Annotated in this window: 9 protein-coding genes and 1 tRNA gene; all 10 read left to right on the forward strand. The window is 70.7% G+C overall.

What is annotated here, in order from left to right; translation table 11 throughout:
• Window position 1: 1 nt before the first annotated feature.
• The 10 genes from C8E83_RS01235 (at window position 2) to C8E83_RS01280 (ending at window position 13,297) form a co-directional block, all read left to right on the forward strand.
• Window positions 2–1,207: a DNA polymerase III subunit delta' gene (locus C8E83_RS01235; protein WP_121368061.1), complete on the forward strand. Its 1,206-nt coding sequence runs from the start codon at window positions 2–4 to the stop codon at window positions 1,205–1,207.
• Between the two features lie 48 nt (window positions 1,208–1,255).
• Complete coding sequence (locus tag C8E83_RS19715; protein ID WP_245981326.1) at window positions 1,256–1,912, forward strand: TetR/AcrR family transcriptional regulator; 657 nt, start codon at window positions 1,256–1,258, stop codon at window positions 1,910–1,912.
• Window positions 1,913–2,287: 375 nt separating this feature from the next.
• Window positions 2,288–3,265, forward strand: a complete 978-nt coding sequence (gene pstC / locus C8E83_RS01245; protein WP_245981328.1) for a phosphate ABC transporter permease subunit PstC — start codon at window positions 2,288–2,290, stop codon at window positions 3,263–3,265.
• A gap of 2 nt (window positions 3,266–3,267) precedes the next feature.
• A complete protein-coding gene (gene pstA / locus C8E83_RS01250) occupies window positions 3,268–4,656 on the forward strand; it encodes a phosphate ABC transporter permease PstA (RefSeq protein WP_211331642.1) in 1,389 nt (462 codons plus the stop codon).
• Window positions 4,653–6,356: a phosphate ABC transporter substrate-binding protein PstS gene (gene pstS, locus C8E83_RS01255; RefSeq protein WP_245981330.1), complete on the forward strand. Its 1,704-nt coding sequence runs from the start codon at window positions 4,653–4,655 to the stop codon at window positions 6,354–6,356. The genes pstA and pstS overlap by 4 nt, the downstream gene beginning before the upstream one ends.
• Window positions 6,353–8,971: a hypothetical protein gene (locus tag C8E83_RS01260; protein WP_121368063.1), complete on the forward strand. Its 2,619-nt coding sequence runs from the start codon at window positions 6,353–6,355 to the stop codon at window positions 8,969–8,971. Before pstS ends, C8E83_RS01260 begins: the two co-directional genes overlap by 4 nt.
• 88 nt (window positions 8,972–9,059) lie before the next feature.
• Window positions 9,060–11,141 carry an Ig-like domain-containing protein gene (locus C8E83_RS01265; protein ID WP_121368064.1) on the forward strand — a complete coding sequence of 694 codons (2,082 nt, stop codon included), beginning with the start codon at window positions 9,060–9,062 and terminating at the stop codon, window positions 11,139–11,141.
• A gap of 93 nt (window positions 11,142–11,234) precedes the next feature.
• On the forward strand, window positions 11,235–12,167 hold the full coding sequence (locus C8E83_RS01270; RefSeq protein WP_121368065.1) for a sortase: 933 nt from the start codon (window positions 11,235–11,237) through the stop codon (window positions 12,165–12,167).
• A 13-nt stretch (window positions 12,168–12,180) separates the two neighbouring features.
• Window positions 12,181–13,038: a phosphate ABC transporter ATP-binding protein gene (locus C8E83_RS01275; protein ID WP_121368066.1), complete on the forward strand. Its 858-nt coding sequence runs from the start codon at window positions 12,181–12,183 to the stop codon at window positions 13,036–13,038.
• 186 nt (window positions 13,039–13,224) lie between these two features.
• Window positions 13,225–13,297: transfer RNA gene (locus tag C8E83_RS01280), tRNA-Thr, on the forward strand.
• Window positions 13,298–13,621 lie beyond the last annotated feature (324 nt).

Below are 13,621 nucleotides of genomic sequence, written 5' to 3' on the forward strand. Positions count from 1 at the left end.
CATGGGCGTCTGGGACCACCTGACCGGTCAGGCCGAAGCGATCCGCGGCTTCGCGGCCGCGGCCGGCGTCGCGGCGCCCGGCGACCTCCCTCTCGACCTCGCCGACGAGGGTGCAGGAGGAGCCGAGAGCCGCTCGATGACCCACTCCTGGCTCATCACCGGCCCGCCCGGCTCCGGGCGATCCAACCTCGCCTACGCGTTCGCCGCAGCCCTCCTGTCACGCGGCCCCGACGACGAGGAGCAGACGCTGCGGCAGGTGCACGCGCGCACCCACCCCGACCTCGCCGTGCTGTCCACCGAGCGCGTCATCATCACGATCGACGAGGTGCGCCAGCTCGTCACCGCCTCGCAGTTCTCTCCCTCGGTCGGCCGGTACCGCGTCGTCGTCATCGAGGACGCCGACCGCATGACGGAGCGCACCTCCAACCTCCTGCTCAAGGCGCTGGAGGAGCCCCCGCCCCGCACCGTGTGGATCCTGTGCGCGCCGAGCGAGGCCGACCTCATCCCGACGATCCGGTCGCGGGTGCGCAGCGTCCGGCTGAGGGTGCCCGCCGTCGACGACGTCGCCGCCCTCCTCCGCGACCGGGACGGCGTCGACCCCGAGCTCGCGCTCGTCGCCGCGCGCGAGGCGCAGAGCCACATCGGCATGGCGCATCGACTGGCCACCGACCCCGACGCCCGCGCCCGGAGGCGCCAGACGCTCGACACCGCACTCGGCATCCGCAGCGTCGCCGACGCCGTGATGGCCGCGTCGACCCTCCTCGCCGTCGCCGGCGACGACGCCAAGGCGATCACCGAGATGCGCGACGCCGAAGAGCGCGAGAACGCCCTGCGATCGCTCGGCGTCGCCCCGGGCGGCACGATCCCGCCCGCCCTCCGGTCGCAGCTGCGCGCGCTCGAGGAGGACCAGAAGCGGCGCGCGACGAGATCGCTGCGCGACGGCATCGATCGGATCCTGGTCGACCTGCTCTCGCTCTACCGCGACATCCTCCTGCTGCAGCTCGGCGTCGGCGACGACCCCGTCAACCAGGCGATCCGCCCCTCGCTCGACGCCGCCGCGCAGGCCTCGACGCCCGCCGCGACCCTCGCCGTCCTCGACGCGATCACGACGGCCCGCACCCGCATCGAGGGCAACGTCGCGCCCGCCCTCGCCCTCGAGGCCATGCTCGTCGCCGTGGCGCGGCACAGCCGGACCAGCCGCGGGTAGCCGCGTCACACTCAGCGCCCCCGCGCGATGATCTGCCAGGATGACCCCGTGACCGACGTCAACCCCACGCCAGGCCTCCGAGAGCGCAAGCGTCTCGCCACCCGACGAGCCATCCAGGTCGCAGTGCTGCGGCTCGTCGCCGAACGGGGCTACGACGCCGTCACCGTCGAGATGATCAGCCGTTCCGCCGACGTCTCGCCGCGAACGTTCTTCAACTACTTCCCTTCGAAGGAAGACGCCGTCGTCGGCGACCCGCCCCGCATGCCCTCCGGCGAGCCGGAGGAGGCGTTCGTCCGCGGCGAGCCCACCGGCGAGCTCCTCGGCGACATCGTCGTCCTGCTCGACGAGGCGATGGCCGAGAACATCACCGACCGCGAACTGGTCCTCGAGCGCAGGAAGGTGCTGCGCCAGCACCCCGACCTGTTCGCCCGCCGCAGCGCGTCCCTCCACGAGTTCGAGAGCGAGCTGACCGCGGTGGTGAGCCGGCGGCTCCTGCGCGACGAACCCGACCTCGAGAGCGACCCCGCCCAGCTCGCCAGCCGGGCGCAGCTGCTCGGCCTCGTGATCATGGCGGCGCTCCGCCACGCCTGGGCGCAGTGGCTCGAAGGGGCCGCAGGAGCAGCCGACACCCACCCGGCCGACACCGCCGACGCTCTCGGCCACCACCTCGACGACAGCTTCGCCGCCCTGCGCGACCTCCTCTGACGTCTCCGCGATGCCCGATCGGGCGTCGTCCGGCGTCGCGTTCCGCGTGAGCGGACGTCTCGACGCGCCCGGAAATCCCTGTAACCCGAACTGAAAAGTCGGGGTTCATCAGGGATTTTTGCACGCTCGGCAATTGCACCCCGATGGTCGTACCCCGCACGCGGAGGTCTACCCCCCGAACGGGGGTCACGGTGCTGCATCGAAAAATAAGAATCCGCTTGGAATCACCGGATGTTCACCGACCGGCCACGGATTCGTCCGTGGCGAGGGGGCCTCCGTTCGGCCGCCGACTGCCACTGTGATGCCGCTGGAAAACGAGGTCGACTCCGATCCCGCGCCCCTCCCTCACAGCCCTCGCCACATCGAAGGATGACGTTGTCCACAGATTCGCCCCGCCTGCTCACGGTCGTGCGGGACCCGTCGGACGTCAGGTTCCGAGGCCTCGCCCGCACGGGCGGGATCCTGGTCCTCACGATCATGTCGCTGGTCGGTCTCTTCCTGGCCTTCCGCGCCTCGCAGGCGCTCCGCGTGGCGGGCCTCGGGTTCCTCACGACCCAGGCCTGGGACCCCGACGCCCACCACTTCGGCATCGCCGCCGTGCTGATCGGAACGCTCCTCATCGCCGCCGTCGCCATCGTCTTCGCCGTGCCGCTCGCGCTGGGCACGGCGCTCTACATCACCGAGTACGCGCCCGGCCGTGTGCGCTCGCTGTTCATCGGCCTCGTCGACCTGATGGCGGCGATCCCGAGCGTGGTCTACGGGCTGTGGGGCTTCTTCTTCCTGCAGAACCAGATCACGCCGGTGTCGCGCTGGATCTCGCAGTGGTTCGGCTGGATCCCGCTCTTCCGCGTGGACGGCGTCCACCTCGACGACCCGCTCGCGTCGTCCACCGTCTACACGTCGTCGACGTTCATCGCGGGGATCGTCGTCGGCCTCATGATCACGCCGATCGTGACGTCGATCATGCGCGAGGTGTTCTCGCAGGCGCCTCTGGGCGAGCGCGAGGGCGCCCTCGCACTCGGCTCGACTCGCTGGGGCATGATCCGTGCGGTGGTTCTGCCCTTCGGGCGAGGCGGCATGATCGGCGGGACGATGCTCGGTCTCGGGCGGGCGCTCGGCGAGACCATCGCCGTCTACATGATCATCTCGCCGGTGTTCGTGATCCAGCCGCATGTCCTCCAGTCGGGCGCGAGCTCGGTGTCGTCGCTCATCGCGCTGCGCTACGGCGATGCGACGCCGTTCGGCACGTCGGCCCTGATGGCCGCCGGGCTGACCCTCTTCCTGATGACCTTGTGCATCAATTTCGCCGCGTCGGCCGTCGTCGCACGATCGCGGTCGGGGGCGAGCAGCTAGTCATGACCGAGATCATCCAGGCGCCGAAGGGCGCCCCGTCAGCCCTGCCCGCAGGTCGCCGCGAGCGGCTCGTCCAGGCCGCGCCCACGAGCCCGTCGGACCCGTCCGAGGGCGGCTCGGGCACCGTCCTGCCCCTGCTCGAGCGCGAGTCGGAGCCGCGTCGGGGCCCCGAAGTGCGTCGGGTGAACGGCATGCGGATCAGCGACCTGCTGGCCATCGTCGGGGCGGGTCTCGCGTCGCTTGCGGTCACCGCGACGATCTTCGCCCAACTCGCTCCCGTGTCGGGCCCGATCGCCTTCGCCGCTGTTTTCTACGTGATGTTCCTCGTCTTCTACGCCCTGCTCGTGGCGGTGGAGGAGAGCGCGGCCGTGGTGCGAGACCGGGTCGTGTCGGCGGCTATCCACACGCTCGCGTTCGTCGTCGTGGCCACACTGGTCTTCGTCGTGGCGTTCAGCGTCGTCCGTGCGTCGAAGGCGCTGCCGCACTGGAACCTCTACACGCAGGACATGTCGCTGACGGGGCCGCTCGACCCGCTGTCGTCGGGCGGAGTGCTCCACGCCATCGCGGGCTCGCTGATCCAGATCAGCATCGCCCTCGTCATCACTGTGCCACTCGGGCTCACGACGGCTCTGTTCCTCACCGAGGTGCCCGGCCCGTTCGCCCGCTTCGTCCGAACCATCGTCGAGGCGATGACCGCCCTTCCGTCGATCGTCGCGGGTCTGTTCATCTATGCCAGCGTGATCCTCGTCCTCGGCGTCGACAAGTCGGGTTTCGCCGCCTCGCTCGCCATCAGCGTGATGATGCTGCCGATCATGATCCGGTCGGCCGACGTCGTCCTCCGGCTCGTACCGGCGACGCTCAAGGAGGCCTCGATCGGCCTCGGCGCCGGGCAGTGGCAGACCGTGTGGCGCGTCGTGCTCCCGACGTCCCGCTCCGGTCTCGTGACCGCGATCATCCTCGCCACGGCGCGGGGGATCGGCGAGACCAGCCCGGTCCTCTTGACCTCGGGCTTCACCGCCGGCCTCAACCTCGACCCGCTGCACGGGCCGATGATCTCCCTGCCGCTCGCGATCTTCGAGTTCGTGAAGTCGCCCGAGCCGAACATGATCGCTCGCGGATTCGGCGCCGCGGCAGTCCTCATGTTCCTGGTGCTCGCCCTCTTCGTCATCGCCCGCGTCATCGGCGCGCAGACGGTCGCCAGCCGTGAGCGGCGGGCCGAGCGGATTCGCAGGATCGGGAGCCTCCTCGGGGCCGGCGCCGCTCGCCTGGCGACGCTCACCGCTCCCGCGCGCTCCCGCGCGTCCGACCTCTCCGAGCGGTTCATCCCGACCCACCCCGCTCCGCAGGAGTTCCCCGTGTTCCCCGTTCCCCCCGAGAAGGACCCCTCGTGATCACCCCAAGAAGACGCACCCTCGGGGCGCTGCTGGCCGCCGCCGTGGTCGCCCTCGCGATCCTGCCCGCCGCGGCCGCCAGTGCGGCCACCTCCTACGTCCCGATCTCGGGCGCGGGGTCGTCGTGGTCGTCGAACGCGATCCAGCAGTGGGCCGTGAACGTGCAGCAGTACGGCATGCGCGTGAACTACGCGTCGACCGGCTCGTCCGACGGGCGCAACCAGTTCAAGGCCGGCACCGTCGACTTCGCCGTCTCGGAGATCCCCTACGGCATCACGGACGGCGGCGTGACGGACGCACCGCCGACGGTCGGCTACGCCTACATGCCCATCGTGGCGGGCGGCACGTCCTTCATGTACAACCTGAGCGCGGGCGGCAAGCAGGTCACGAACCTGCGACTGTCGGGCGCGACGCTCACGGGCATCTTCACCGGGACGATCACGAGCTGGGACGACCCGAAGATCAAGGCCGACAACCCGGGACTCGACCTCCCCAAGCGCCAGATCGTTCCCGTGGTGCGGTCCGACGGCTCCGGCTCGACGGCTCAGTTCACGACCTGGATGAGCAAGAAGTACCCGTCGGCGTGGAACGCCTACTGCAAGCAGGCCGGCCGACCCCTGCCCTGTGGGATCACGTCCAACTACCCGGTGATCCCAGGGAAGGGCTTCATCGCGCAGCCGAACTCGCAGGGCGTCTCGGGCTACGTCGCCCAGAAGGCCAACGTCGGCACGATCACCTACGTCGAATACTCCTACGCGCTGAAGACCGGCTACCCCGTCGCCAAGATCCTGAACAAGGCCAGCTACTACGTCGAGCCGACCGCCTCGAACGTGGCGGTCGGTCTGCTCGCCGCCAAGATCAACCAGAACAAGGCGTCGCCGCAGTACCTCACGCAGATCCTCGACGGTGTCTACGACAACCCCGACCCTCGCGCGTACCCCCTGTCGTCGTACTCCTACATGATCATCCCGACCTCGACGGCGACCAACTTCACGACGGCCAAGGGCAAGACCCTCGGCGCCTTCTCCAACTACTTCCTCTGCGAGGGGCAGCAGCAGGCGGAGGTGCTCGGCTACTCGCCGCTTCCGATCAACCTCGTCCAGGCCGGCCTCGACCAGGTGAAGCGGATCCCCGGCGTCGTGGCGACGGCGATCGACATCAAGAAGTGCAACAACCCGACGTTCTCGTCCGACGGCACCAACACGCTCGCGAAGAACGCCCCGCAGCCCTCGCCGTGCGACAAGCTCGGCGCCACGCAGTGCACGACGGGCACGGGCGGCGCGAAGGCGTCGACGCCGACGCAGGCCGGGTCGAGCGCGTCCTCGTCGGGCTCGACCGGCGCGGTCGCGTCGACGACCGGATCGTCGACTGGCACGAAGGCGACGGCGGGGTCGACAGCGACCGCGGGGGCGACGGCGGCCGCAGGATCGGGCGGCACCGGCTCCGGCACGACGGGCTCGGGCTCCGGAACTGGCTCCGCCTCCACCGTGAACGCCCTCGGCGACGGCTCGCCGGTCCAGTGCGACGCCGACAGCGGCGTCTGCCAGAACGTCGCGGCGCTGCCGGTCTCCGTGTCCGCGTCGAGCGGGTGGACGCCGCGCCAGTCGCTCATGGTCGGCGCCGTCGCCGCGCTCCTCGGCCTCGTAGTGGTCCCGCCGCTGGTCGGGCTGCTCCTCAGCCGCCGGAGGGTCCGCCGATGAACAGCCGCCACCTCGTCCGCCTCGGTTCGGCGGCTCTCGTCTTCGGCGTCGTCACGACCGCCGTCGCCGGCTCGCTGCTGGTGGCGACGATCCCCGCGTCGGCGTCGACCGCGGCCGCAGCGGGATCCGCTCCGTCCGCGACGACGTCGAACGCCACCGGATCCGCGGTGTCGACGACGTGGACGGCCGCGCAGGCGGCGCTGGGCGATCAGGGCTCCGCCGGGAGCGGTGCCGCGGATCCTGACGCCTCGGACTTCTCGTCGATGGCGTTCACCGTGAGCCAGACGCAGAACCTCGTCGACCAAGGCATCACCGTCAGCTGGACCGGCGCGAAGCCGACCTCGCCGGCCGAGTACGCGACGAACTACCTGCAGATCATGCAGTGCTGGGGCGACGAGGCCACCGGGCCGAGCCCCGAGCAGTGCGAGTGGGGCGCGCCCTCGGCCAGCATCAGCGCCCTCATGGGAGTCAACACCGCGAAGCGCGACCTCGTCGTCGGCGACGACCCGCTCGAGGATCCGACGCTCACCGGCGCGAAGGCAGACCCCGACTACCTCCTCGACCCGCCCGTGACGAACCCGTTCCAGAAGGCGTACCGGGTGCCGTTCCGCGCTGTCGACGGCACACTCGCGAAGTCGACCGTCGACCTCTCGAAGCAGTTCGACGCGACCACCACCAACGAGGTGAGCGCCGCCCGCACGGCCGGCGACGGCTCGGGGCAGGTGACGTTCGAGACGCAGACCGGCCTCGAGGCGCCGCAGCTCGGATGCGGCGAGGACGACACGGTGGGCAGAGTGACGTCGCCGCGCTCCTGCTGGCTCGTGATCGTCCCCCGCGGAAGCCACAACCTCGACGGTTCGGCCTCGACGTCGACCGCCGCGGGTCGGGTGACCGGCTCGCCGCTCTCCGAGACGGCCTGGCGCGACCGCGTCGTGGTCAGGCTGGGGTTCCGGTCGGTGGCGCAGTCGTGCCCGATCGGCAACAAGGAGCAGCGGCTCGTCGGCTCCGAGACCATCACCGAGGCGATCACGTCGTGGCAGCCGGCCCTGTGCGGACTCGGCACCACGTACGGGTTCTCGCAGATCGGAGACGATGAGGCCCACCACCAGATCGTGTCGACGATCGACGGCGCCTCGCGCCTGGCGATCGTCAACGACCCGCTCGACGCGGCCACGTCCGGCGGGACCGCGATCGACTACGCGCCGGTCGCGCAGTCCGCGATCGTCGTGGCGTTCACGATCGACTACCGGCTCTACCCGAACGCCCCGGCGCACAGCCGCGACGGACTTCAGGCCCTCGACCTCACGCTGAACGCCCGTCTCGTCGCCAAGCTGCTCACGCAGTCGTACCAGGCGGACGTCCCCGGCCGCGCCGCCGGCGACGCGGTGGTGAAGGCGAATCCGACGAGCATCGTCACCGATCCGGAGTTCCTTGCCCTCAACCCCACGTTCGTCGACTCGAAGAGCGACACGGCTCCGGCCGGCCTCATGGTCGCGCTCGGCAACGCGAACGCGAACGCGCGCGTCTGGGCCTGGCTGCGCGCCGACCCCGACGCCGACTCGTTCCTCAAGGGCCACGCGGACGAATGGGGCATGCGGATCAACCCGAGCTACCTGCCCCTCGACCTCGGGACCGATGCGACCGTCGACAGCTTCCCGAAGGCCGACCTGACCATCGCCAAGGGCGGAGACCCCGACGAGACGGGGTACGGCACGCTCGACATGCGCCCGTACATGAACGACATGCACGAGGGCGCCTACCGCACGCTCAAGGCCGATCCCAACGAGAAGGACTCCTGGAACCCGTACGGCCAGCCGAAGGGCTACACGTCGCTCGGCGCCCAGATCCCGGGAAGCCGCTTCCTCCTCTCCATCACCGACGCCGCCTCGGCCGCCCGCTACGGCCTCCCCACGGCGAAGCTGGTCAACGGGGCCGGCGAGGCCGTCGCCCCCACATCGGACTCGATCGCCAAGGGCATCGCGACGATGAAGCAGTCCGAGGTGCCCGGCGTGCTCGTCGCCGACCCGACCTCGGAGGCTTCGGGCGCGTATCCGCTGTCGATGATCAGCTATGCGGCCGTCAACGTGTGCGCCGCGACCTCGCAGCAGCGCGCCGACTACGCGAAGTTCATCGACTACGCCGCGGGCCGCGGGCAGACCCCGGGCGAGGCCAAGGGCGATCTGCCCGACGGCTACGTCCCCCTGTCGCAGGCGATGGAGCAGGGCGCGACGAAGGTCGCGGCACAGCTCACCGACTCGAAGGCGGTCGCGGCGCAGTGCCCCGCCGCCACCGTGCCGCCGGCGGCCGCCACGTCGCCGCAGACATCCACGGCACCGGTCGCCGACACGTCGGGCTCGGGCACGGACGCAGGAGCGACGGACGTCGCTCCGGCCGACACCGGCACCACGGGCGGGCAGGCCGCTGCTCCTGCAACCGTCTCCGGAGACGTCGACGAGGCGGCCCCGCTGAACCAGCGCACGAAGGACCAGCCGCTCTCCGCGACCCGCCTGGGTCTCGCGGGCGCGCTCGGCGCGGGGATACCCGCGCTCGGCATCGGTCCGTTCCTGATCCGCCGCGGGCGTCGGCTGGCGCAGCTCGCCGCCGCCCTCGTGTGACCGAGTTCCACCCACGCCTCCGCCGCCGGCGGGGACTCCAGGCCCCGCCACCGGCGAGGTCAGATCACAACGAAAGGAAACACCAGCCATGAAGGTCACCACCTTCTGCAAGTTCGGCGTCACGATCGGGGCAGCCGCCCTCATCGTGGGTGCCTTCGCCGTGCCGGCCGCCCAGGCCGACCCGACGCCCGCCGGCTCGTTCGGCACCCTCGTCGGACTCGGCTCGGACACGACGCAGGACGTCATGAACGGCGTCGCGACGGCGATCGGCGGCGGGCAGATCGCCTCCTACGACGCCACCAACGCCGGGCCCAGCGTCGTCACCCGCTCCGGCGGTATCGCGATCCCGCGAGTGTCGGGATCCGGCGCCGGCCGCGACGAGCTCCTCGTCTCGATCGGCCAGCTCGCCAACAAGTCGGGCGTCGCGCTCGCCGACGGCACGAGCACCACGGTCGACTCGTCGGTCGTCGGCCAGCTCGACTTCGCTCGCTCCTCGGGTGGGCCCGCGACGAACGTGCAGGCCGCCGACGGCGTCGTCGCCTACATCCCCTTCGCGCAGGATGCGGTCGACGTCGCGTTCGCCCCCGGCAGCCCGCTCGCGAAGATCCCCTTCTACATCGGCACCGGCAAGGAGGACAAGACCGAGCCGACGCTGTGGAACGTCTACCGCGGCGACGTCGCCTATGCCTACTTCAACGCCGACGGTTCGTACAACTCGGTCGGATCCTCCGCCACCGGCCCCGACGGCACCACGGTCTACAAGATCCAGCCGCTGCTCCCGAAGTACGGCTCGGGCACCCGCAGCTACTTCCTCGGCCAGCTCGGTCTCACCGACGCCTCCGGCTTCACGACGACGAACCCCTACGTCGCCGACACCGACAACGGGCAGCCGATCGAGGAGCACAACGGCCAGGCCGTGATCGACTACACCTCGGGCTCCACGCTCGCCATCGCACCGTTCTCGGTGAGCCAGTGGGTGGCGCAGGCGAACGGCGTCGGCACCGTCACCGACCGCCGCCACGGCGTCGTCCTCGCATCGCTCGGCCGGTCGGCCACCGGCCAGACGCCGGCCACCACCGGCAGCGGCACGTCTTACGCGACGAATCCCGGCTACGCCGGCTTCGTCCGCGACGTGTACAACATCGTGCCGTCGAGCCTGGCCGACGACCCGTCCAGCCAGATCGCCAAGACCTTCGTCGGCCCCAACTCGCTCGTCTGCAAGCAGACCGCGACCATCGAGGCCTACGGATTCCTGCCGGAGCCCGCCACGAGCGCCGCCACCACGTGCGGCTACTCCCAGCTGCGCGCGTTCACGGCCTCGACCTCGAGCACCGCGCTGACCATCGCCGCGTCCGCGACCATCGGCACCGCGATCAACGCCACCGCCACCGTCACCTCCTTCGGCAACGGCGGAGGCAAGGTGTACTTCTACCAGGGCCAGAACGTCGTCGGCTCCGGAGTCGTCGCCTCCGGTGCGACCACGGTCACGGCTCCCGTCACTCTCACGGGCACGGGCTCCGCGCAGGTCACCGCGCAGTTCGTCCCGGCCCTCGCCGGCGTCGGCGCGAGCGTCAGCTCGCCGTCGACCGTCGCGGTGAACGCCGCCCAGACCGTGTCGAGCACCAGCGTCAAGCCCGGATCGTTCGTCATCGGCAAGTCGTCGCCCTCAACCATCACGGTGGCGAACGGCGACCCGGCCGGCGGCACCGTCACGCTGAAGAGCGGCAACACCGTCCTCGGCACCGCGAAGCTCGCCGCCGGTGCGACCTCGGCCGTCATCTCGACGTACCCGCACGCGCTCACCTACGGCCTCGTCGCCAGCTACGTCCCGGCCACGTCGGCCTCGACGAAGTCGAACAGCGCGCTCGTCAGCGTGAAGGTCGCGAAGGGCTCGCCGAGCTTCAGCACCAGCACGCCCAAGACCGTGTCGCGCAAGGCTCACGCCGTGTTCAGCGTCGCCGTCGCCGGCCTCGGCACCACGCCGACCGGCACCGTCACCGTCAAGGAGGGCAGCAAGGTCCTGGTCTCCAAGAAGGGCCTGAACAACGGCAAGGCGCTGATCAGCGTCCCGCTGCTGGCTGACGGCACCCACAAGCTGACCGTGATCTACAGCGGCAGCACCCTTTGGAACACCGCCACCCGCACGGTGACCGTGAAGGTCGTCCACTAGGCCGACCCGGATGGGTCGCCCGGCCGGCATCCGCCGTGCCGGGCGACCCGCCCACCTCCTTCTTCCCCGTCCGTCCTCCCACGATTGCCGCCGATGACGAGTTCCCCCCTCACCGCCTCCTCAGGCTGGTCGCGAGACACCGCGAGTCCCGCCGCCCGGGCCCTTCCCGTGCTCGGCGAGCCCGACCGCTGGCGCTTCGGCGGCTCCGCTGTGATCGTGGTCGGACTGCTCCTCCTCGGCTTCGCCGTCCAGTTCATCGGCGTCTCGCAGATCAGCTACCTCCGCGACCAGCAGCTCGAGCTCGACTCGTTCCGCTACCAGCTCGCGAACGCGACCGCACCCGTCGGGCAGACGGGTCAGGACGGCCGCCTCGTCGACCCCGGGACACCGGTCGCGATCCTGCGAGCACCCAGCATCGGCCTGAACGCTGTCGTCCTCGAGGGAACGACCTCCGACATCACGCGCTCGGGCCCCGGGCACCGCCGCGACACCCCGCTGCCCGGGCAGGCCGGCGCGAGCGTCGTCTACGGGCGGCAGACCGGCTACGGCGGGCCCTTCGGCCAGATCGGCCGGCTGCACGTCGGCGACGTCCTCACCACCGTCACCGGACAGGGCCGGGCCCGCTACGTCGTCACCGACATCCGCTACCCGGGCGACCGCGTGCCCCAACCCCTGGCGGCAGGAGCAGGGAGACTCACTCTCGTCTCCGGCGCCGGCCTGCCCTACCTCCCCGACACCGTGGTCCGTGTCGACGCGAAACTCGTGACGAAAGCCGCCGTGACCCCCCAGCCCGTCTTCAGCTACGCCGCGCTTTCCCCGCAGGAGCTGACCATGGCGGGCGACGGAGACGTCTGGCCGTTCGTCGTGCTCGGCCTCATCGCTCTCGCCGGCATGGTCGCCCTCTTCGCCGTGGGCATGCGCCTCTGGGGGCGCCGGCAGACCCTCGTGGTCGCCGTGCCCGTCGTGCTCGCGGTCGGGCTGTTCGCCGCCGGCCAGCTCACCGTCCTGCTCCCGAACCTGATGTGAACCGAAAGACACCATGACCGACACAGACTCCCTCGCCTCCGAGTTCGACGCCTGGTTCGACCAGGCCACCGCCGTCGACACTCTCGACGATCCTGCGCCCGCCACTCTCGACGCCCGCGCCGTCTCGGCCTGGTTCGGCGACCACAAGGTTCTCGACCGAGTGTCGCTGACGATGCCCGCCGGGCAGGTCACCGCGCTCATCGGGCCGTCCGGATGCGGCAAGAGCACCTTCCTGCGCACCCTCAACCGCATGCACGAGCTCGTCCCCAAGGCGTCGCTCGCCGGCGAGGTGCTGCTCGACGACGTCGACATCTACGACGCCTCACGCCGCATCACGGACGCTCGGCGTCAGATCGGCATGGTGTTCCAGAAGCCCAATCCGTTCCCCGCCATGAGCATCCAGGACAACGTGCTCGCCGGGCTCGGGCTCACCGGCCGGAAACTCGACCGGGCCTCCCGGACCGACCTCGTCGAGGAGACCCTCACCAAGGCCGGCCTCTGGACCGAGGTGAAAGACCGCCTGCGCCAGGCCGGTGGCGGCCTCTCCGGCGGCCAGCAGCAGCGCCTCTGCATCGCGAGATCGCTCGCCGTGCGGCCCCGCGTGCTCCTGATGGACGAGCCCTGCTCCGCCCTCGACCCCACCTCCACCCGCCGCATCGAGCAGACCATCACCGAGCTCGCCAACGACGTCACCATCGTCATCGTCACCCACAACATGCAGCAGGCCCAGCGCGTCTCCGACCGGTGCGCCTTCTTCCTCGCGGAAGCCGGCACCCCCGGAGCAATCGTCGAACACGGCCCCACGCAGGACATGTTCGAGAACCCGCAGGATCCCCGGACCTCCGACTACGTCAACGGACGATTCGGGTAGCCCGACCACCAGACCCGGGGCCGTGACGGTGCAGATGCGGCCTCGTGGATCGGCCCCGCGGCGACTTTCGGAGCGCCACGCGCAGCCCGGGGCCGATCCGAATCACACCCGGTCGGGTGGTCACCGAGCACCCCCGCGATCAGGTACAGTATTTGACTGTGCCCGCGGCTCCCGAGCCGCGAACACGCCGCCTTAGCTCAGTCGGTAGAGCGATTCACTCGTAATGAATAGGTCATCAGTTCGATTCTGATAGGCGGCTCACGATCGGGGTGCGTCTGCGCTCCGCCTCCTTCGTCGGCTCCGCGCCGGACTCCCGCGTTGTGCTCGTGCCGCGAGCGGCTTCGCCGCCGCGGGCGGCCGGAGGCCGCGATCAGGTCAGTGCTCGTCTGGCGCCTCTCGGCGCGTGCCACTTCGCTGCGCTCATGGCGGGGGCGCGAGCGGCTCCGCCGCCGCGGCGGAATCCCCTCCTCCCGGTCATCGATGCGACCGACAAGCGGTGTGCCCGGGGAGGAAGTGGCCTTCCTTCATCCTCCCGGACGTCTCCTGCGCCTGACGTTTCCTCCCGAAGACCCGTCGCGCGGCC

This window comes from Frondihabitans australicus (assembly GCF_003634555.1).
GTDB classification, from domain to species: Bacteria; Actinomycetota; Actinomycetes; order Actinomycetales; family Microbacteriaceae; genus Frondihabitans; species Frondihabitans australicus.

What these genes read in the sequence shown, in the direction of transcription:
- C8E83_RS01235 (WP_121368061.1), top strand. Translation starts at nt 2, where the DNA reads ATGGGCGTCTGGGACCACCTGACCGGTCAGGCCGAAGCGATCCGCGGC.
- pstA (WP_211331642.1), top strand. Translation starts at nt 3,268, where the DNA reads ATGACCGAGATCATCCAGGCGCCGAAGGGCGCCCCGTCAGCCCTGCCC.
- C8E83_RS01260 (WP_121368063.1), top strand. Translation starts at nt 6,353, where the DNA reads ATGAACAGCCGCCACCTCGTCCGCCTCGGTTCGGCGGCTCTCGTCTTC.
- C8E83_RS01265 (WP_121368064.1), top strand. Translation starts at nt 9,060, where the DNA reads ATGAAGGTCACCACCTTCTGCAAGTTCGGCGTCACGATCGGGGCAGCC.
- C8E83_RS01270 (WP_121368065.1), top strand. Translation starts at nt 11,235, where the DNA reads ATGACGAGTTCCCCCCTCACCGCCTCCTCAGGCTGGTCGCGAGACACC.
- C8E83_RS01275 (WP_121368066.1), top strand. Translation starts at nt 12,181, where the DNA reads ATGACCGACACAGACTCCCTCGCCTCCGAGTTCGACGCCTGGTTCGAC.